This is a genomic window from Bacteroides galacturonicus (assembly GCF_003096855.1).
Lineage (GTDB): Bacteria > Bacillota > Clostridia > Lachnospirales > Lachnospiraceae > Lachnospira > Lachnospira rogosae.
This window is the reverse complement of record NZ_QEOA01000009.1, coordinates 14,922-36,541: the sequence shown is the minus strand read 5'-3', so window position 1 is coordinate 36,541 and position 21,620 is coordinate 14,922. Positions and strand designations below refer to the sequence as shown.

The 21,620-nt window shown below is 36.3% G+C and carries 22 protein-coding genes; 2 read left to right on the top strand and 20 right to left on the bottom strand.

Features of this window, described 5'->3' with window-relative positions; translation table 11 throughout:
- Positions 1-261: 261 nt before the first annotated feature.
- The 12 genes from C7390_RS13080 to C7390_RS13945 all read right to left on the bottom strand — a co-directional run bounded on the left by C7390_RS13080 (position 262) and on the right by C7390_RS13945 (position 11,487).
- A complete protein-coding gene (locus C7390_RS13080; protein WP_116444320.1) occupies positions 262-1,119 on the bottom strand; it encodes a transporter substrate-binding domain-containing protein in 858 nt (285 codons plus the stop codon).
- A gap of 196 nt (positions 1,120-1,315) precedes the next feature.
- Positions 1,316-2,071 (bottom strand): class I SAM-dependent methyltransferase, encoded by a 756-nt coding sequence (locus C7390_RS13075; protein WP_090140763.1) that lies wholly within the window; start codon positions 2,069-2,071, stop codon positions 1,316-1,318.
- A gap of 45 nt (positions 2,072-2,116) precedes the next feature.
- Positions 2,117-3,790 (bottom strand): ABC transporter substrate-binding protein, encoded by a 1,674-nt coding sequence (locus C7390_RS13070; protein ID WP_318295703.1) that lies wholly within the window; start codon positions 3,788-3,790, stop codon positions 2,117-2,119.
- A 34-nt stretch (positions 3,791-3,824) separates the two neighbouring features.
- Positions 3,825-4,553, bottom strand: coding sequence for an ABC transporter ATP-binding protein (locus C7390_RS13065; protein WP_116444319.1), 729 nt, complete (start codon positions 4,551-4,553; stop codon positions 3,825-3,827).
- A complete protein-coding gene (locus tag C7390_RS13060; RefSeq protein ID WP_318295702.1) occupies positions 4,531-5,409 on the bottom strand; it encodes an ABC transporter ATP-binding protein in 879 nt (292 codons plus the stop codon). Before C7390_RS13060 ends, C7390_RS13065 begins: the two co-directional genes overlap by 23 nt.
- Positions 5,387-6,256 (bottom strand): nickel transporter permease, encoded by an 870-nt coding sequence (gene nikC, locus C7390_RS13055; RefSeq protein WP_022501356.1) that lies wholly within the window; start codon positions 6,254-6,256, stop codon positions 5,387-5,389. The genes C7390_RS13060 and nikC overlap by 23 nt, the downstream gene beginning before the upstream one ends.
- Positions 6,246-7,193 carry a nickel ABC transporter permease gene (gene nikB, locus C7390_RS13050; protein WP_116444318.1) on the bottom strand — a complete coding sequence of 316 codons (948 nt, stop codon included), beginning with the start codon at positions 7,191-7,193 and terminating at the stop codon, positions 6,246-6,248. The genes nikC and nikB overlap by 11 nt, the downstream gene beginning before the upstream one ends.
- A 162-nt stretch (positions 7,194-7,355) precedes the next feature.
- Entirely contained in the window at positions 7,356-8,252 is an 897-nt protein-coding gene (locus C7390_RS13045) for a LysR family transcriptional regulator (protein ID WP_116444317.1), read from the bottom strand.
- 1 nt (position 8,253) lies between these two features.
- On the bottom strand, positions 8,254-9,000 hold the full coding sequence (locus tag C7390_RS13040) for a hypothetical protein (protein WP_055176571.1): 747 nt from the start codon (positions 8,998-9,000) through the stop codon (positions 8,254-8,256).
- A 174-nt stretch (positions 9,001-9,174) separates the two neighbouring features.
- Positions 9,175-9,636 carry an NUDIX hydrolase gene (locus C7390_RS13035; RefSeq protein WP_055176574.1) on the bottom strand — a complete coding sequence of 154 codons (462 nt, stop codon included), beginning with the start codon at positions 9,634-9,636 and terminating at the stop codon, positions 9,175-9,177.
- 40 nt (positions 9,637-9,676) lie between these two features.
- Positions 9,677-11,143 carry a phospholipase D-like domain-containing protein gene (locus C7390_RS13030; RefSeq protein ID WP_055176577.1) on the bottom strand — a complete coding sequence of 489 codons (1,467 nt, stop codon included), beginning with the start codon at positions 11,141-11,143 and terminating at the stop codon, positions 9,677-9,679.
- Between the two features lie 197 nt (positions 11,144-11,340).
- The gene (locus C7390_RS13945; protein WP_456362888.1) at positions 11,341-11,487 is read right to left on the bottom strand and encodes a DUF3021 family protein; all 147 of its coding nucleotides are present in this window, start codon (positions 11,485-11,487) and stop codon (positions 11,341-11,343) included.
- 242 nt (positions 11,488-11,729) lie between these two features.
- On the opposite strand from C7390_RS13945, the gene C7390_RS13020 reads away from it, so the two are divergent.
- Positions 11,730-12,812: an NAD(P)H-dependent flavin oxidoreductase gene (locus tag C7390_RS13020; RefSeq protein WP_116444316.1), complete on the top strand. Its 1,083-nt coding sequence runs from the start codon at positions 11,730-11,732 to the stop codon at positions 12,810-12,812.
- Positions 12,813-12,960: 148 nt separating this feature from the next.
- Here the strand turns inward: C7390_RS13020 and C7390_RS13015 are convergent, their stop codons facing one another.
- The 4 genes from C7390_RS13015 to C7390_RS13000 form a co-directional block, all read right to left on the bottom strand.
- A complete protein-coding gene (locus C7390_RS13015) occupies positions 12,961-13,509 on the bottom strand; it encodes a hypothetical protein (protein ID WP_116444315.1) in 549 nt (182 codons plus the stop codon).
- 111 nt (positions 13,510-13,620) lie between these two features.
- Entirely contained in the window at positions 13,621-14,301 is a 681-nt protein-coding gene (locus tag C7390_RS13010; protein ID WP_116444314.1) for a hypothetical protein, read from the bottom strand.
- Positions 14,302-14,303: 2 nt separating this feature from the next.
- Positions 14,304-14,744 (bottom strand): MarR family winged helix-turn-helix transcriptional regulator, encoded by a 441-nt coding sequence (locus tag C7390_RS13005; RefSeq protein ID WP_055176584.1) that lies wholly within the window; start codon positions 14,742-14,744, stop codon positions 14,304-14,306.
- 292 nt (positions 14,745-15,036) lie between these two features.
- Entirely contained in the window at positions 15,037-16,428 is a 1,392-nt protein-coding gene (locus C7390_RS13000; protein ID WP_022501366.1) for an MATE family efflux transporter, read from the bottom strand.
- 212 nt (positions 16,429-16,640) lie between these two features.
- Here C7390_RS13000 and C7390_RS13815 point away from each other — a divergent pair, with 212 nt between their 5' ends.
- Positions 16,641-16,778 carry a hypothetical protein gene (locus C7390_RS13815; RefSeq protein WP_156333760.1) on the top strand — a complete coding sequence of 46 codons (138 nt, stop codon included), beginning with the start codon at positions 16,641-16,643 and terminating at the stop codon, positions 16,776-16,778.
- A 153-nt stretch (positions 16,779-16,931) separates the two neighbouring features.
- On the opposite strand, the gene C7390_RS12995 is transcribed toward C7390_RS13815, so the two are convergent.
- From C7390_RS12995 to C7390_RS12980, 4 genes are all read right to left on the bottom strand, one after another.
- Entirely contained in the window at positions 16,932-18,962 is a 2,031-nt protein-coding gene (locus C7390_RS12995) for an ABC transporter permease (RefSeq protein WP_055176590.1), read from the bottom strand.
- Positions 18,955-19,722, bottom strand: a complete 768-nt coding sequence (locus C7390_RS12990; RefSeq protein ID WP_055176594.1) for an ABC transporter ATP-binding protein — start codon at positions 19,720-19,722, stop codon at positions 18,955-18,957. Before C7390_RS12990 ends, C7390_RS12995 begins: the two co-directional genes overlap by 8 nt.
- 189 nt (positions 19,723-19,911) lie before the next feature.
- Positions 19,912-20,928: a sensor histidine kinase gene (locus tag C7390_RS12985; RefSeq protein ID WP_055176597.1), complete on the bottom strand. Its 1,017-nt coding sequence runs from the start codon at positions 20,926-20,928 to the stop codon at positions 19,912-19,914.
- Positions 20,925-21,596, bottom strand: coding sequence for a response regulator transcription factor (locus tag C7390_RS12980; RefSeq protein ID WP_055176599.1), 672 nt, complete (start codon positions 21,594-21,596; stop codon positions 20,925-20,927). The genes C7390_RS12985 and C7390_RS12980 overlap by 4 nt, the downstream gene beginning before the upstream one ends.
- Positions 21,597-21,620: the final 24 nt, after the last annotated feature.

Below are 21,620 nucleotides of genomic sequence, written 5' to 3'. Positions count from 1 at the left end.
TGCAAAGCACATTCCCGCACCGGGCACGGTCATTTGCGTCAAACTATATCTTCGTGCGAGTGTGCATTATAGGCACATAGTGCATTTTATGTAATAGGGGATTCTATCGGAATTTCCTGTTACATAAAAAAGCCACAGACTTCCCCTGTAAGGTCCTGCCGCCTTTGACAGGAAAGTCTGTGGACTTTTATTATTTTTATAAGGTTAAACTATTATGTAGTACTTTGTCAGATTAATTATCAACTATTACTTTAGTCTTATTTAGTTAGATGATGGCTGTAACTTAACCATTTCATCCATTAACTTATCAAATTCAGCCTTGTCATTCCAGTTAAGCTTATCAAGTGCTTCCTGAACTGTATCTCTCATTGGATCACCTTCCCTGAATACTATACAGCAGTCATTCGATGCACCCTCTGGCTCTGTGAAATCAAGATTGAGCATCTTTAAATTATTCATAGTTGAAAGTGCTGATATTGATGTTGTGTAATCAAGGATAACCATATCGGCTGTCTTATTCTGTACTGCAAGAAAACATTCTGATGATGTTTCATAGTCTGTTGCAATTACACCGCCAGGTACTTCGTCCTTGTAAGGTACATAGTTAGTTGCAATCTGTGTTGTTAACTTAGTATTCTTACCCGCAAACTGTGAAAGCTTAGTATAATTAGCATATTCACTATCTGCTCTTACAACACCAACAATCTGTCTTTTATAATAAGGTGTTGAAAAATCATATGTCTCATCTCTTTCAGGACTGTAGCATACACCAGTCATTACTGCATCATATGATCCATCCTGAAGTCCCATAAGTATTGAACTCCATTCAATCTTGTATACCTCTAATTCATAGCCCATTTCATCTGCTATTCTCTGTGCAAGCTCAACTTCATATCCATATGCATATCCATCTGCATTTTTAATCTTTACTGCCTGCTTGCCATTACCAACCTCTGGTGATTCCTGTGTCCAATTGTAAGGTGCATATGCACATTCAAATGCTACCTTCAATACTTTCTTGTCTGAATCGGAACTCTTACTTCCACAACCTGTAACTCCTAATGTCATTGAAACCACAAGTGACATTACAACCATTAACGATAATAACTTCTTCTTCATAACTTTTCTCTCCTTTCACCATTGCCATAGTAAAAAATACATACAGAAAAGGCGCCTAATTCATTGGAATTAGACGCCTTTGCCAATCTTGTATTCTGTTGACGCTATTAACATAGCAGATATATTAATATAATAATTGTAAAAATTTCACTTATGAATTATATACCACGTTCTTATGCAGATTGCAATAGATAATTTATCTATATGCAGTTATAAGAAACATTGGTGCTTCTTTGATGTCCTTTTCTTTCAATAATTTCTTACCTATGGCTTTGTCTGCACTGCAATTACTAAATCCATATTTTTCTAATAAAGCTATATCATACTCAGGTCTTTGGTGTCTTCCTATATCCATTGCTTTCGTGATATACGCATTTTCTGCTTCAAGTGCATAGGTCATTCCCTGGTGTCCGTATGGTTCTTCTTTCTTATCATCATCAATAAGCGTTGCATCCAGATTCTTCATATTGGCATAATTCGCATCATAATTTAACAGCACGCCGCCTTTTTTTAACACTCTGTGCCATTCCTTATAGGCTTTATCCACATCTGGAAGTGTCCATGTAAGATTCCTTGTTATAACAACATCGAAGCTTTCGTCTTCATATTCCAGATTCATAGCATCCATAACCTTGAAATTAACATCTGCCCCATATCTGTCAGCCAGAACTTCAGCCCTTTCTATCATATCCGGTGTTAAATCTATTCCCGTAACCTGAAGTCCTTTGCCATAAAGAAGTATCGCAAAATATCCAACACCTGTTCCAACATCAAGCACCCTTACATTCTGTCCATTATCTATAAGCGGACTTATATATTGCATAATGTTATCAACCCATTCACGGCTTAACTCACTGTCAAGCTCATTCTCCCTGACATCTGAAAAATCTGCCACACGCTTAGTCCAGTAGTCTACAACTTTTTCTTCTATATTATTTTTATCCTGTATCATAATCTATTTTCTTTCATAATCCGTTACATATTTCTTATAGGCATATTACTGCATATCCAGCTCTGCCGTTATCTCATAATAATCTGATGGGTGTGCAGTTAAACCGCTCACACCTTTCCCTGAAACAATTGACATTTTAAGATGCGATGCAAATATAAAAGCATTGTCGTCCAGTATTGTCTGTGTCATCTTTATTCCAAGCTGTTCCCTGCCTTCTGTATCAAATGTAGTACTGAGCTGTTCTTCAAGCTGTTCAAGCTGTTCATTATAATAACCACCACGGTTCTTTGACGAATTCTTAAGACAGTGTGTTGTAAAGAAATATTCAGGATCACCTGTTGGTGCACACACAAAGGCACTTGCATATATATCCCACTCACCTTTTTTAACATAATCAAGATGATTAGCCGTACAGTTAATCTTAACCTCTATTCCTATCTGCTTTAATGATGCCTGAACATTTTCTGCAAGCAAAGGAAGCTCCTGTCTGCTTGGATATGTAAGCCACCTCAATGTAAGCTTTTCTCCATTTTTTTCAACATATCCATCACCATCTGTATCCTTCCAGCCCGACTGTGCTAATAAATGTCTGGCATTATCAATATTATACTCTGCGGCTTTAACATAGCTGTCACCAAATGTATAATCTTTTGGAAATGGTCCTTCTGCCAACGTTCCATTACCTTTTAATAATACATTAGTAAAATCTTTCTTATTAATTGCCATAGCAATTGCAGCTCTTACATTACTGTCCTGCAAATTGACATTAGCATAATTCATCTGTGCAAAAAACGAACGTGAAGTTTCACTTGATGATATTGTATAATTGCTGTTATTAAACAGCGAAAGACTTGAATATGGCAGACCATAAGCCGCATTAAGTTCACCTGACTGCAATGCCATTGTAAGAGTATCACCATCACTTATCGTCTTAACAATTATTTTATCAAGCCTAGGCTCTCCATTCCAGTAATTCTGATTCTTAACAAGTGTAAGTCCTGAGTCTGTCACAATCTCCTCGGCTATATAAGGTCCTGTCGCTGATACATTACCCTCATCAGTAATTCCTGCCTGCATATCAATAATACAGCCATAAGGGTCAGAAAGATAATTAATAAGTGCTGGCACAGGCCTGGCTGTTGTTATTATGACTGTATCAGCTTCTGCCTCAACCCTCTCTATATTCAAATCCCCTGCTGCTCTTTTATGCACCGCAACAAGATGTTCTATACATTCTTTAACAGCCTCACCATCAAGCTTTCTTCCACTTGTAAATGTAATTCCATCTTTTAAATTAATCTTCCAAGTAAGCTCATCTACATTCTCATAGCTTTCAGCAAGCCATGGCTCTAATTCCATTGTATCCGAATATTTAAAAAGAGTCTCTCCAACGCCATATCTTATGCACGCCCAGCCTGAATATCCGTTATGTGGGTTGACATCTGTCTCATCATTTTCTGCGTTAAAGGTTGTATCTCCATAGTAGAATACTTTCTCTGTGGAAGCTGTACTTTTCCCACAGCCTGCAATACCTGATACAGCTGCTATTACAAGTATAATTCCTGCTAATTTTATTATATTCTGCTTTAATCTATCTATATTCATTCTGCTTTCATCTAATTTATCTATTCTGGTTCTGTTATTCTTCATTATAATTTCTTTTAATTTATATATGCATACCCTGTTGTTCTTCATTTTATTTATCTTTAATCTGTTCATAATTTATATACCTCATCTTATATATTTCTTATATTTAAAGTACCGACTTTATAAGAAGCCTTGTATATTCCTTTTCCGGCCTGTTGATAATATTATCTGTGTCTGAATACTCTATTATTTTCCCGTCCTTCATAACAGCTGTCTTACTGCATATCTGGCTTACCAGTGCAATATCGTGGCTTATGAATAATACTGTCATTTTCCTGCTTTGCTGCAACTGCTTAATAAGTGCAATTATCTGACTCTGCACTGTAACATCAAGTGCACTTGTAGCTTCATCACATATAAGAAACTCCGGCTTCACAGCCAATGCCCTCGCTATTGCCGCTCTCTGGCACTCGCCACCGCTCACCTGTCCTGGATATTTATTAACATATTCCGCTGAAAGTCCAACACTTATAAACAATTCCGACACAAGATTATCACTCTTATTATTTCTTAATGCTTCGGCAACACTTTTTCCTAATGTATATTCAGGATCAAATGAAGCCACAGGTGACTGATAAATCATCTGCATATTCTTATAAATATCCCTCATTTTACGGGCATTGAATCTACTTATATCTTCACCTTTAAAGATTACTGAACCACTGTATAACTTAACTGTATTCGTTATAATTCCAGCAAGCGTGCTTTTTCCGCAACCGCTTTCCCCAACAAGTCCTACACAGTCGCCCTCTTCTATAACCAGCTTGTCTATATCTACAGCCATTTTCACATCATACGCCTTTTTAATATTATTAAGCTCTAATATTGTACTCATCAGCACACTCCCGTCTTAACACTGGAACAGCCGATATAAGCTGTTTCGTATATTCTTGCTTTGGATAATTCATAATTATCTCTGTATCTTCGTATTCTACAATCCTGCCAGATTTCATAACAATTATTTTATCAGCAAGCTCCCTAACAACATTTATATTGTGCGACACGATAATCATTGAAGTATCTCCACTGCATTTTATGTCTTTAAAGATATCCACAACCTGCCTCTGTGCTATAACATCCAATGCACTTGTCGGCTCATCTGCAAGCAGCAAATCAGGCTTCATAAGCATAGCCATCATAATTCCAACTCTCTGGTTCATTCCACCTGATAACTCAAACGGATAACTGTTAAGAACCTTGATAGCATTTTTAATATTCATCTGTTCAAGCATATGAACTGCTTTCTCATCAATTATACGCTTTGCCTTTCTTTTATCTTTTACGGCTTCATTACTGAAAATGCTCTCATAAAGCTGGCTCTTTATTGTTCTTACCGGACACATTGCTCTCTCGGTATTCTGAAATATCATACCTATGTTACTGCCTCTTAAACTTTTCAGACACTTTTCATTACCAGTTATATCCACTCCGTTATATTCTATTACACCACCGTCTATATGCCCCTCCTTAGGAAAAAGTCCTATTATTGCTTTAATAAGTGTACTTTTTCCGCTTCCTGATTCACCTGCAATCCCTAATATCTCACCTTTTTTAAGCTGTAACGTTACATTTTCCAATACTGTGCTGTCAGAATAGCTTACAGATAAACCACTGATATTTAACTGAGTGCTGTTAACACTATCTATGTCCTTTTTATTCAATTTTTCCTTATTGTCTGCCTGTAATATCACTTAAAGTATCTCCTAACATATTAAACACAAGTACAGTAATAAATATTGCCAGACCCGGTGCTATAACAACCCATGGTGCTGTCTGCATAAAGCTCCTGCCTTGACTTACCATAAGTCCCCACTCTGCAAGCGGAGGTTCTGCTCCAAGCCCTAAGAATGACAACCCAGCAATCTCCATCATCATATTTCCAATATCAAGAACCGCTGTTACTATAATCATATCTGCAATATTAGGTATAATATGCTTTATTAATATTCTTATGGTATTAAGTCCTGACATCCTTGCCACCTGTATATATGGCTCATTCTTTATGGCAAGCACCTCTGCCCTTGCTATTCTTGCATACTTGGGCCACGATATTAGTGCAAGTGCAATAACAGCACTTACTAACCCTCCTGACATTACGCTTGCAACCGCAATTGCAAATACCAGCCCCGGAAATGCAAGAAATATATCTGACAGCCTCATTATAATGCTGTCTATAATTCCACCGTAATAACCACTTATTATTCCGGCAATACAGCCTGTTAACGTTATAATCACAACAAGTGCAAATGATGATGACAACGATATTCCTGCTCCTTTAATGACGCGTGATAACATATCACGCCCATACTGGTCAGTTCCTAACAGATGATGACTATCTGGCGGCATAAGTGCGGCTGACAAATCCTGCTCATAAGGATCATATGGAACAATCACATCTGCCAATACCGCTATAAGCACTATTAATAATGCAAATATAAGCCATATAATTAAGCTTGTATTGCTTTTATTAATTTTCCCTCTGAATATCAACCGCTGTCTGTTATTATTGACATTTTCTGTTCTTTTCTTAATCTTCATAACAATCTCCCAGACGTATCCTTGGATTGAGATAATGGTATACTATATCTGTTATAAGATTAATAACTACATATATAATTGCCATCCATATCACATATGCCTGTATAACCGGATAATCTCTCATCGTAATTGCATCTATCGCCATTTTCCCTACTCCGTCCCACATAAATATGCTCTCAACAATAGCTGTTCCACCAAGCAGTGAACCTATTGATAATGCGAGCAGTGTTATGATTGTAAGCAGGCTTGATTTAAGTACGCTTCCTGTAATTATCTTTAATCTGCCAACACCTCTTGCTATAGCACTCTGCACATAATCCTTCTGTAATTCATTAATCACAGCCGTCCTTATCTGTCTTATATATCTTGACGACATTGCTATTGCGAGGGTAACTGCTGGCAGTATCACGCTTTTAATTCCTGCATTCATTCCCATAACCGGCAGTAAATTAAGCTTCAGTGCAAATATGTATATAAGCATTATGGCGGCAAAAAAATTAGGCATTGAATTGCCTAAGAAACTTAATAACCTGATAATATAATCGATACACCGGTTCTTATTAACTGCCGCAATAATTCCAAGTGGCAATGATATTATAAGTGTCAATAATATTGAAACCACACATAAATATATAGTCGCTGGAAGCTTTGATATAAATGTTGCAAACACGGGCTTTCCTGATATATAGGAATTACCCATATTGCCTGTAATAACGCCCTTAAGCCACACAACATATCTGACAATGACTGGCTGGTCAAGCCCCAGTTCTTCTCTTAATTCATTCTTCTGTTCTTCTGATATAGCCGTTCCCCTGTTAGCCTCTAACATATCTATTGCATCTGTATTGCTTACATTTACAAGCAGAAAAGACAGCAGTGTAATGCCTATAATAATAGGAATAAGCTGTACCAGACGCTTTATTATAAACTTCTTCATAAATACCTTTTCTAATAGTCTTATATTGTCTGATTAGTATAACAATAAAAATGGAATGGCACAATTATTTTTTAATCGTGTCATTCCATTCTGTTATACCTATATTAATTAAATCTACTTAAATAATCACGCTGTATATATTACAGCTTCACTATCAGATATTTATTTCTTTAATTCCTCCCTTACAAATGCTAAGAATTGCTCGCCAATCCTACTTACTGCTTCGTCACATTTTTTGATATATCCAAATAACACTTTCCTTGTGTCATCATATAATGGAATACCATCAAAATTAGGCTGTTTGCTGAAATGGCTGCTGCTTATATTACACAGCCTGGAATATTTCAGCATATAATTCATAACATAATCACTATTAGTAATAACAGCAACGTGTTTGTTAAATTCCTCATCATCTTTTCTTATATTATCCCAATAATGATTAAGGGCAAACTCATCTTCGTAGCACTGAACAAGCATTTTATCTTTAAGATAACTCTCAACATCTTTATCCTTAGGTGCTTCATTATTGCCATAATATAAATAAGCCTCATTATCCTTAAGCTTAACAAATTGAAGATTATGCTTTTTAAGCTTATACTCAATCTGCTGCAGCTGGTTATCCATAAAGAATATAAAGCCTAATTCATCAAGCCCCGTTCCAACACGCTCAATAACGCTGTTGACACTTCCCTCCATTATATTATATCTGACATTCTCATCAGAATATTTGATGTAATAATCTGTAAAGCACCGTGCCACCCACGAACTGGGATTGCTTGATATGCTGAATTCTTCCCTGTCATCAATCTTATAAATCTGCGCAAGCTGGCGTTCCTGCTCTAATATCTTTCCAGCATATTCATACGCCTGCCTGCCACGCCTTGTAAGCTTAATGCCCCTGTTATCCCTTTCAAATACTTCAAAGCCAAGCTTCTCCTCAAGACTTCTTATAACCTTACTGACATTGGGCTGTGTTGTATACAATACTTCTGCCGCTCTACTGAAAGACGAAAGATCTGCACACACGACAAAATATTGTAATTCCTTTACCTCAAGCATATTAATCACCGCTGTATTCTTTAACTATCTTGTCCACATCAATATTTCCAGCAAGAAAATCTACCCAGAACTGCTTATCACTGGAAAATTTCAGGTTAGCATCCTTCTCAAATCTGTCTAAGAAATCTAATACCTTCTTATAATCACTGCTGTTATTATACGGAATATCCCAAAGTTCTGTCTTATTGCCGTCTTTATCAAATGAAGCACAGGAAATGCCCTGCTCTGAAAATACTGTTATATACCACGTTACATTTTCATCATCATCACTTGTGCTTGCAGTTTCCCTTGTACTCTCTGTACCAGATATTCCCGCACTTGTATTACCTGTAAGAAGTGCTTCCTGTGTCTTAGACATATTCACAGCCTTAGTTTCTTCAGGGTCACTTGGAAAAAGTCCATCTGTAAGCTCATAATCAGCCTTATCAGATGTATCATCACCTGCTACTGTCTGTGACACAAAACCATATGCCGCTGTCCTAAGTGCCGCACTTGCCGCCGCATTAGCCCTCATATCTGACCTTGCACCAGCCGCCGCTCTATCTGCCGCCTTATCCTGCATCTCCTTAAGCCTCTTTAAGTTCTCCTTGAAATCATCAACGTAGTCGTCTATTCCGTCAAGCATTTTGTCCCACTGCTTATCAGACATACTGCGCCAGTCATTCTCATCAGCATTTTCATTAGCAAGTATCTTCTGATTGTAATAATCAGTATAGCTTTCTCTGAATGTCTGTGTACTAATATCCATTTTTCTCCTTTCTGCCGCTGTTCAGTCAGTCACAGCCGCTCCACTTTCCTGTACGGTCCAAGTGGTAAGTAAAATAAATCTGCATAAAAAAACACACTTATCCAACAGCAATCAATCCATTGAATAAATGTGCTCTCCGTAGCTTAATGTATATCGGCATATGTATACATTTTCTTAATAAAACTGTACATTTTTTTCAATGAGCTTATCACCCTCATATCTTAACTTTATTGTAAAAAATCTCTGTTCATCACTAAGCAGAAGCTTTAAAAATACAGCATCACCCTCCCACGTTGGAAGCTCTAATATTTTATCTTTACTAACCCAGCAAAGGTCGCCTTCATCACATATGCTTACCTCACCGTCATAGTCATTCGCGGTAAACAGACACATAAGCTCAGGCTCACATTCATCACTTATAAATGTTATAAGCCCCCTGAAACGATATGCTGTAAGTGTAAGTCCTGTCTCTTCCTTCGCTTCCCTTAAAAGACATTCCTCTGGTGTCTCACAGCCCTCTGCGTGACCTCCAACACCAATCCACTTACCCTTATTGATATCATTTTCTTTCTTGGTTCTATGTAACATCAGATAGTTGTTATCTTTCTCAATATAACACAGAGTTGTCATCTTCATAGTTAATCTCCATATCTTGCATTATAAATATGTCTGTATTTTAAAATAGATATCTCGTCCACAATATAAAGTTCTTGATAAGCTTCATTCTCTTTTCCCTGTATGGCGTAAGCTCCACAGGTTCTACATCATATGGATTGTCGTAACTTCCATCTGCATCAGCCTTTCTTGCTATATGCTCATATGACTCCATAGCTTCATTTAACTGGCTGTTAATCTCCCTGCTGTCAATTACAAGCATAAGCTCCGTATCCAGATAGACGCTTCGCATATCCACATTAAATGAGCCAATGACCGATATATTATCATCTATAAGTATTGACTTTCCATGATAAGAATATCCGCCCTCGTACTCCCATACTTCAAGCCCGGTATTAAGTATTTTATCTTTATTAACATAATAATCTGCCGAGCCAAATGGATTACCATTATTACCAATAGAATTAGTCATCAAAGATACATTTTCTACCTTATCACATACCTCAGTAAGTCCTTCATACATATAATCGTTACATATTATATAAGGTGTATGTATCTTCACCTTAGCATCTGCCGATTTCATAAGCCTTACAAGCTGATACCACACAACCGGCTTCTTTACCTTGTAATCTATCGGATTGCTAAGAAGTGCTATGCTGTTGACCTCCACTGTCTCACTGGCATAATCTGTATTGTCTACGAACTCCTGATTATCAGCACAATATGCCTCATAACCTGCTAAAAGCTCATCTTTTGCTGTCTTAACCTTGTCCTTTGCAGCTATCTTTTCTTTATAAGAAGTCTTACTGCTTGATAAAAGAGTCTTGCTCTCCTTATAGTTCCACACGCTGTCATAATAGTCTATAAGCTGGTTGACCGAACTGTTCTCATCTGTCTTGGCACAATATACTAACACATCTCTGTCATAATTCTTATGTCCCTCATTATCTCCAAGGAAATAATTAAATGTATTACGTCCACCAAGAATATAATTCTGCCTGTCTATAACTATATATTTGTCGTGCAGTCTTCCCATTGACTTATAAGACTTTAACGGATTGACCTTGTTATATATCTTAACTGTTGCCTCTGGCATAGCCGCAAGTGCCTCAAAATACGCATTGCCCCTCATTCTAAGAAAACCTGACACTCCATCAACTATAACATTAACCGATACTCCCCTGTCTGCCGCATCAATAAGTGCACCTAATATAAGCTTTCCACTATCATCAGACCTGAAATCAAAGGTTGAAAGTATTATTTCTTCCTTTGCCTGGCTAATCATTCTTATACGTTCTTTTAACGCATCATTATTATCCTCTATTATCTTGGCTCTCTCAGGACTAGTCTGGCGTTTTAAAAGATCCGTGTTATCTAATTCCTGTTTCTCACCATCTGTAAGCTTCGGCTGCTTTTTGTAGCTTACAAGTGCAATCGTAACTATTCCTATTATCACAGCAAGAACAAAACCTATCACAGATAATATTACATACCTGACACGTATTGTATGCTTCTTAACTTTGTCCATAGTCTTTTATACAGCCTGTCTTATTAATTATCACTAATATAATCGAGCAAATATATCTAACACTTTTAATGTATACAACATATCAATATATCCGCATATCTAATATATCCAACATATCTAAATATATTATAATAATGTAATTGTAACAGGCTTCCTTTCTTCTATTATGTGCCAGGCATTTTATATCTGTGTATACATTACTTACTAAATATTTTATTAATCCTGGCTATTTTAATTCTTATTGGTATATAGATACATAACCATATTATAACAAAAATAGCAACAAAAATAATCGTAAATGTGAGTATTTTATCTACCGTAATCCAGCCATTTAAAAGATATATAACCCTTCGGTATTCGGTTGGATTTTGGAGTTGAATGGTATTTTTGATACTTTATAGTGAATTTTATTAATCTTCATAGTTTTAAATACTATATCAAGAAGTATTGTTAATAATAAAATCTTGACATCTCTGCCACGATGTATTATTATCACAATAGTTTGAGTATCAAAACATTGTGATAATGGTTCAATAATTCTTGTATACTCCAACAATATATACATAGAAATGAGGATTGGTTTAATATGAATCTTAGTACAAATAAATATAAGCTTCCCGAATTACATATTGGTAATAAAACAGCAAGAATTCCAATTATTCAAGGTGGCATGGGTGTTGGTGTCAGCTTAAGCGGTCTTGCAGGTGCAGTAGCAAAGGAGGGGGGAGTCGGAATTATTTCAACTGCCCAGATTGGTTATGATGATGATGCATTTGAATATGATCAGGCCGGCTGCAATTTAGCAGCAATAAAGAAGCATATCCGCAAAGCTAAAGAAATTGCCGGTGGTAATGGACTTGTTGGCGTAAATATTATGGTTGCACTTAAACATTATAAAGAACATGTAAAAGCAGCTGTTGCAGCAGGTGCCGATATAATTATCAGCGGTGCTGGTCTTCCGATAGATTTACCAGCACTTGTAGACAAAGCCTGTCAGACTAAGATAGCTCCTATCATATCATCAAAAAGAGCTGCACAGCTTATATTAAAAATGTGGTCACATAAGTATGACCGAACCGCTGATTTTATCGTAATAGAAGGACCAAAGGCTGGCGGACACCTCGGATTTTCTAATGAACAGCTGAACAATACAGCTTCACTTGATTTCGATAATGAAATAACTAATATTATAGAATGTAAAAAAGAATATGAAGATAAATACTCAAAAAAAATACCTGTTATTGTTGCAGGTGGAATATTCGATAAACAGGATATTATTCATGCAATTAACCTTGGAGCTGATGGAGTGCAGATAGCAAGCAGATTCGTTGCTACTAAAGAATGTGATGCATCACCTGCTTATAAACAGGCTTATATCAATGCCAGACAAGAAGATGTTCAGATTATCCAAAGTCCTGTCGGAATGCCTGGAAGAGCACTTCGCAATGCATTTATTAAACAACTTGACAATTCAAGAATTCCTATTTCCAAATGCTACAATTGTCTTGAAAAATGTAACCCTGCAAAGGTTCCATATTGTATTACAAAAGCTCTTATAAATGCTGTAAAGGGAGATGTGGATAATGGCTTAATCTTCTGTGGTGACAATGTTGGCCGGATAAATAAAATTACAACTGTACACTCACTTATGAAGGAACTTACAGAATAACTACATATGAAACAGAAAGCACCCAAGCTTTAGTTTCATATGTAGTACACTTAATATAAAATAATATGCTTATTATATAACTCTACACTACCTTGCACCACTGCCAGTTAATTGCCAGCAGGATAATCCGGCTGGCAGTCCAATTGTTCTATACTCTCTTATAAATAATAGGAACATCATATCCGAAGGTTCTCTTTCCATTCACCTCCATGCTTTCTGATACCTCAAGACAAGCTTCTGAAAAACGCTCCCATAATCTGAATATCATAACTGGTGTAAACTGGCTTACGCTTCCTCCCTCCCAGCTTCCATTATTTTCCTTATATAATGCTGGCGTAAACTTCTCAGATTTTTTAAGTTCACTATAATCTACACTCTTCATTGAGTTATAAGAAAATGTATTCTTGTCTTCTCCTGCAGGAATTTCATAAGAAGAAAGTATAACTCCAGCGTTACTATCTGTAATCAGAAATAAATGTGGTGACGCATGACGTTTTCCATCTGTTTCATAATAACTTTCCTCTACAACAAATACTCCGTTAAAATCCTCTGGAATATTTTTTATTTTATCATTGCAGACTGTGTTTATATGTTGTGCATACGGAAAGCTTTTACCAGCCTCCTTCATTTCCATAAACTGTTCTTTGTTATCAAATTCTCCAGTCATAAGCTCTACAAACTTTTTAATTTCCATCATAATGTTATGCCTCCATATGATAATATTTTGTTATATTTATAATTGTAATAATATGAACAATGAACGTAAATTCTACCGCTTAGTGATGCCTCAGAGCTGCTCCACATAATTCTAAAACAAAAGCTTAAGTCCCATAGCTATAATCCACATATATGCACAAGTTTTCGGAATCATTAAAAGTCCAACCTTTGGTTTAGTTTTGCTGAATAAGGTTACTGGTATATAGCATCCAAATGAAATAATAATTGCTGCTGCCATCCTTGTCAGATGATATCCATAAGCATTTCCTGAAATCAAATATAGAATAATTACTCCTATACCTGTAACTGCAAAGACTGAATTTCTGATAACGGATAATTTCATATTTCCCTCATCTGTACACCAATTATTCTGTGGGAACATACATATTACAATTCTAACAATTGCTGATATCCATATTATAACCTCAATTATTACTGGTATTGTAAACCCTGGAAATGTAAATTTCCAGATATACATCAAAATAATATAAAAAGCTGTCATTGTAATAGAAGATATCTGCAATCCAATTCCTAGCTGTTTCTTTATCTTATCACTACTTCCACATACTGCTCTGATAATTCTTGGCACAAGATGAAATGCATCTCCTCCGCAAAGTGTTAATGTTAATATTCCATAAAGAATAAATAACATATCCCCATTTGAATATATAAAAAATAATATTGCAGCAATAAGATCAAATATAAGATATGCTGCATCAAATATTGCTTCCATAACATCTGGAAGCTGTGGTTTATAATTGTTCTGCTTCATTACTAGTTCTGCTCCCTATACTCTTTTAAATATTTTTCTGCATTATTGCAGATCTTATCAAACACATCTATACACATATGCTTTTCTTCTTCTGTTAAGCCACTTAAAACATCCTTAGCAAACTGTTTCTGTGCGTTTATTCCTGCTTTTACAATTACCTCCGCCTTATCTAATAAAACAATCTCAATATGCTTTTTATTATCCTTACTTTGTATTCGTTCAACAAGACCTTTATTTTCAAGATTCTTTAGTGATGTTGAAACGTGGGATTTTGTTGATTTTCTAATCTTTACTATGTCTGCTGCTGTATTATGCTGTGGATTATTATGAAGAAACATAAGTATATCATATTCCATCTGCGTTAATTCATACCTGTCGCACACTTCTCCTGAAAGTAATTCATAATAGCTTGTGATTGTTTTATGCTTATCCCAGAAATACATCCTGACCTCCTTTACTATCGTTCTTTTTAGAACGATTATAGACAGATTATTCTGTTATGTCAATCATTTTTTCTTATTCAACTCACAAAATCTTTACTCTATTTTGTGTAATGATTTTTATGTAAGCATTAGTGATAAAATAAGAGCAAGTACTGAAAGGTTTTCGTTGCCTTAGCACTTGCTCTGCTTCTTTATATCAAAGTTATTATATATAGTTGTATGTTGATGATTTGCTGGTCTTTAATTTTTTCATCAATCTTATTGCACTCTTTTCGCAAGCCTGCAATCTTACTTACGCCAGATTCTTCTCACCTTCATTTTGTTTCTTTTCCGCCATTCTCATAACTTCCTTCCATGCCGGTGAGAACAGATAATAACCTATCATTGCAAACATTCCAAAGCTGAAAGAGATTGGGAAGCACAACATTACCCATGTTCCATCAAAGTATCTGCTAATAATATAGGCACTTGGAATTCTGACTGCCCAAAGCATAAGAATGTTGACAATTGTAGTATAACGCACCTTTCCAGTTCCGTTTACAATAGATATTATACAGTTAAAGATAGCATAAAACCACTGTGAAAGTAACATGACAACAACATGTCTGCTAGCATACATCAATACCATTTCATCTGACGAGAAGAAACGGATTATAGGTTTATGTATCATTATAAAAAGCAATCCAAAACTTAATGTAATCAGACCTGAACACAATGGAATTCTCCAGTGTCCCTCTTTAATTCTTGAATATTTCTTAGCACCATAATTCTGTCCTGAAAATGTAGTGGCCGCCGAAGATAATCCTGTAATTGCTATGTTAGCGCATCCTGTAATTCTTCCTGCTACTGCACCTCCAGCCATAAATATAGCACCCTGCGAGTTATTAAATGTCTGTAATGCAACATGTCCTAATGAATAAAGAGAATTGTTAAGTCCAACGGGCAAGCCAATAGCCAGAATAGCTTTCATCATTGTTCCAGAAAATCTTCTAGGCAAATATGTAAACTGTATCTCCGGAAACTTCTTTCTTATATAAACAATACTTACAATCCATGAAATGAACATAGCAATACTTGTAGAAAGTGCTGCTCCGGCTACATCCATTCCAAACCCTGCAACAAACAATAAATCAAATACTATATTAGAAACACAGGACACAACCAGAAACCATAATGAAGCCTTGCTGTCTCCAAGTCCTCTTAAAATACCAGCATTCATATTATAACCCAGATTACCAAGTGTACCTAAGAACACAACCCTCGTATATATTAATGCGGCATTCCACACATCCTGCGGCACTTTCATGAATTCCAGAATATATGGTGCTGCAAACCATCCAAGAATTCCAATCGGAATACCTACAATATATATAAGTGTTATTGAAGTTCCACATACTGAAACAACCTTTCCCGATTCCCTTGCTCCGGTATATTGTGAAATAAGAATAGACACACCTGTTCCTATTCCTAAAAAAACACATAATAATACTTCAACCGGCTGTGAACTCGTTCCTACCGCAGCTAAAGATGTATCTCCACAATATTTGCCTATTACAAGTGCATCAACCGTAGTATATAACTGCTGCAAAACATTTCCAATAATAATCGGTATCGCAAACAGTATAATATTTTTCATTATATGACCTGTAGTCATATCAATCTTTCCTTTTTGTGAATCTGCCATAGTAATCTCCATTCCTGAATCTGTCTGTATCTGTTGTTTATAATAATACTGTAATTGAATTACATTTTCTAGCGATTTATGGCATAGAGTACAGAAAAAGTGTCTAACTCACTTTCAAACAATCCCAGTATTTATGCATATAGCACAGAGCGGACGAAGTTATGAAGAAATCATGCAGTACCTGCACAGTAAATCTGAAGAGGTGTGACCAAATGTTAACGGAATACTATTTTGCAGTCAGGTATGGCGATATAATTATTCTTCTCTATCATGAAGTTATGATGTCTGTACGGGAATTATTATTTAAGAACAGCCAGAAGAAAAAGACGTTGATTTGCGAAAGAACGTGATATATGTATGACGGAAGCACAGATTCAAGGTGCCAATAACATGTAAATTTCCAGCCTGAGATGCCTTTAGGGCTATCTCGGGCTGGAAATTAAGGTTTTTCAAATTTTTTTCAAACAATTTGACAATTTATATTTCTAACACCACATAAGTCTTTATTTATTACCTATGCTGACAATCTTGTAATATGCCCTTTCTGTAATGGCGAATACGATAGCATATATTACACAGAACACAAGAACCGTTCCAAGAGTACACCACATAAACAGATTTACATTTCCAAGATTAAGCATTGAAAGAATCATCTTAATAATTCTAAATGATACAACAATATGAATTGCTGCCATTATAAGAGGAATAAAGAATACCATAAGCACCTGGCTTCTTATTGTCTTTTTAACTTCTGCTCTGCTCATGCCAACCTTCTGCATGATTTCAAATCTTGCCTTATCTTCATAGCCTTCTGATATCTGCTTGTAATAGATTATGAGTACAGTTGCCATTAAGAATAATGAACCTACAAACATTCCTATAAACAGGAAGCCTCCATACATCTGATGAAATTCCTCAGCCATCTCATATCTGTTGTCTGAAACTATCCTAACCCCTTCAAGGTCAAGGGCATCCAGTTCTCTACTCATTGCAATACTCTGTTCTTTTGTAAGATTAGTATCAAACTGAACTACATAATCGTAGGTTGCAGCTTTTCTTTTCTCAACCACGTTACCACTCTGCATTGCATCAACGATTTTCTCCAAAGTCTTCTCACTGTCTACTATGAATACATAACAAGGGACAAGCTGTTCAGTATTTTCAATTCCAAGATGTGCATTTTCTAACTTTGTAATAACCTTTGCCACCTTAAATGTACTTGTTTCATCATCGATTGACAGCCTTACATTAGCAGCTTTATAGCCATTATTTTTATAAACAATAACCTGACCTTCATTAAGCTTATAGTTACTCTTCTCCAACTTATTAAAATCATCAACCGTCATACACAAACAACCCGACAGATTATCCATATACGCACCTGACATATTAGATTGCTTTAACACCTGAAACTCACCGCTCTCACTACTAGCATTGCAAAATAATGTAATAGAAGAAACACCTGAGTAATTAGATGTGGTTGCACCATATTTTTTTGCCATCTCATCAACAACATTTTCAACCATATCAGTATCCTTCTCGCCGTAGAATGAAGCACTCAGGTTAATCTCATTAGGGCAAGCCGTATTCAGTGTATCCTCCATACCAAGATACATAGACACCGTAGTTGATACGCTGATTAAAACCATAGTTGAAAGAATACATATATTGGCCAGCCCAACTGCATTTTGCTTCATTCTGTAAAGCATTCCAGATACACTTGTAAAATGCTTTGTCTGGTAATAAAACTTTTTGTTTTTTCTAAGAAGCTTAATAAATGCAATGCTTCCTGCTGTAAACAGACAATAGGTGCCCACAATAACAAGAATAACCGCAACAAGGAAATTATTCATAGCCTGAAATGGGGTTTTTGCTGTCAGTGCAAATGTGTAGCCTGCGCCCATAGTAAGAACGCCAATTATTGTAAGAAGTATCTTTGTCTTTGGCTCCTTTTCACCAATCTGTCCACCGTGAATAAGTTCAATCGGCTTCGTAAGATGAATTCTTGCCAGGTTATAAAGTAAAATTGCAAAAAATACTAATGCCATTGTGACAAGAGTATTAACTACTGCTTCACTTGGAATCTGAAACGCCGGAATTTCGCTAGAGCCAATAAGCTTAATCAGTAAAAGAAACATCAGCTTTCCAAATAGCATACCCATAAGCATTCCAATGCCTATACTTACCACTGCTGTAAATAATGTCTCATAAAACATCATCTTTGCAATATGCCTTTTTTCCATTCCAAGAATGTTATAAAGTCCAATTTCCTTTTGTCTTCTCTTAATTAAGAAGCTGTTGGTATAAAAAAGAAATACAACTGCGAAAATCATCGTAACCCACATACCAATATTCAGGAGCACAATAACCATATCACCGTGATTCATATTTCTTACATTCTCATTATGAAGTATTGAGCCCATCATAAAATACATCATAATAGTAAGGATGCAGGTTATAATGTATGGAAAATAAGTCTGTCTGTTCTTATTTATATTAGACAGCGCCATTTTAGGATAAAATGCTTTACTCAAGGCTCTCACCTCCTGTTGCCAAAACAGTCAGTGTATCAGAAATCTTAGTGTACATTTCCTCGTCTGTCATTGATGCCTTGTATATCTGATGGAACACCTCTCCATCCTTGATAAATAACACTCTGCCCGCCTTGCTTGCAGCCTTAGTGCTATGAGTTACCATAAGTATTGTCTGACCACGTCCGTTAATCTTGCTAAACAGCTCTAAAAGCTGGTCTGTAGACTTTGAATCCAGCGCTCCTGTGGGCTCATCTGCCAGAATAATCTGAGGGTTAGTAATAAGAGCTCTCGCAACCGCTGCCCTCTGCTTCTGTCCACCTGACACCTCATATGGGAACTTTCCTAATATAGACTCAATTCCCAGCTCCTTTGCAATTGGCTTAAGCTTCTCTTGCATGCTATCATACTTCTCCCCTGACAACACCAGCGGAAGGAATATATTGTCCTGCAGTGAAAATGTATCTAACAAATTAAAATCCTGGAATACAAAGCCAAGGTTCTTTCTTCTAAATGCTGATAATTCCTTTTCTTTAATATCCACTGTATTCTTGCCATTAAGAATAACCTCACCACCTGTAGGCCTGTCGAGCGACGCCAGTATATTAAGAAGCGTAGTCTTTCCTGAACCAGACTCTCCCATAATAGCCACATACTCGCCCTGCTCAACGCTGAAATTCACGTTAGAAAGCGCCTGAACCTGATTAGAACCTAACCTTGTTGTGTATACCTTTTTCAAATTTCTTACATCTAATAATGCCATACAATCCTCCTTGTGTTTCAAACATCTAACATTTCTTACAATGCCAAGTATACGCGGAGTTTGCATTCCCTGCCATTTAAGCAGCTTACGTTTTTCTTACATTTTTGTAAGATAAATATTTAATAACGTAAATTGTATAGCTTGCACAACGTATTATATTAAAAATCATCTTACAAGAATCTATTAAACTTACTCATGTGAGATATACTTCTGCGTCATATCCAGAAGCACCTTAGTTCCCTTATCCAGTTTTGACTCTATTGCAATAGAAATCCCCAGCTTATCTGCTGCTTTCCTGCAAAGGTACAGACCGATTCCCGATGATTTTTTACTCATTCTTCCATTGTAGCCCGTGTATCCTCGCTCAAAGATTCTTGGAATATCTTCCTTAGTAATCCCTATTCCGTTATCCTCAATAACCAGAATTCTATCAGCACTATTGAAGGTTTCCTTCATATATATGCTGATTTTTCCGCCATTTCTGGTGTATTTAACCGCATTGGAAATAAGCTGCTCTATTATAAAGCCAAGCCACTTCTCATCTGTTTTTACATTTGTATCAAGGTTGTTAAGCTCAATTGATATCTTCTTACCTATGAACTGTGCCGCGAATTTTTTAACTGCCTTTCGCACAATTTTTTCAACCTGACAGTCCTCAAATACATAATCAGAGGACATATCCTCAAGCCTTAGGTAATTCATAACAGCATCCACGTAGAAATCAATATTAAAAAGCTGCCTTTTAAGCTCCTTTAAGTCAATTTTATCCGGTTCATTCTCTGCCTGAAGCAGTACATCTATTGCCGATATAGGTGTCTTAATCTGATGTGCCCAGATAGCATAGTAATCTCTTAGGTCTGCCATCGATTTCTCTCTAAGCTCATTAGCCTGATACTTCTGCGTAAGCACCTTTGTAAGAAGCTGCTGATAATCATCCTCTATTGCATCAGAAGTATCATATAATTCAACCTGAAAAATCTCATCACACAAAAGGCTGTGCTTAAGCGCCTTATGCCTTCTGTAAAATGCCATATAATCAAAAACAACTGCCACAGCCAGCATAAAGGACAGCAATTCCAATGAATATATAACAGGTGCCACTGGCACCGAATAAAGATAAAACACTACAAACTGCACAATCGCAATTACCACAAGCATCACTATAACCTTTATTCTGCTTTTTAGATATAACACCACATTTTTCATGAAATAATATATCCCACTCCTTTTTTTGTTCTAATATAATCGCTGACCCCTGCATCCTCAAGCTTTCTTCTAAGTCTGGTAACATTGACAGTAAGTGTATTATCATCAACAAATGCTTCATCCTCCCAGAGTTTTTCCATAATACTGTCACGGCTTACAACCTTACCTACATTTTCAAGAAGACACTGCAATATCCTGTATTCATTCTTAGTAAGTTCAACCTTATTATTATTATACATAAATGTCTGGTCATTTAAATTCAACACCCCGCCATTATGCTCAATTGTGCTTGTATTGTCAGTAAAATCATAGGTTCTTCTAAGAAGTGCCTGCACCTTTGCCACAACCACATTAAGGTCATAGGGCTTCGTAATAAAATCGTCACCGCCCATATTAATGGCCATAACAATATTCATATTGTCCGACATTGAAGATAGAAATATAACAGGCACCTTAGACTGAGCTCTAATCTGGGTACACCAGTGATACCCATTAAAAAAGGGCAACCCTATATCCATAAGAACAATATGGGGCTTTTCTCTTTCAAACTCCTCTAACACATTCTGAAAATCAGTAACACATACCGCCTCATATCCCCACTTGTTAAGATGAGCCGCAAGTGTATCTGCAATTACCTTTTCATCCTCTACTATTAACACCTTATACATTTTCTTCTCCATTTCCGCCTGATA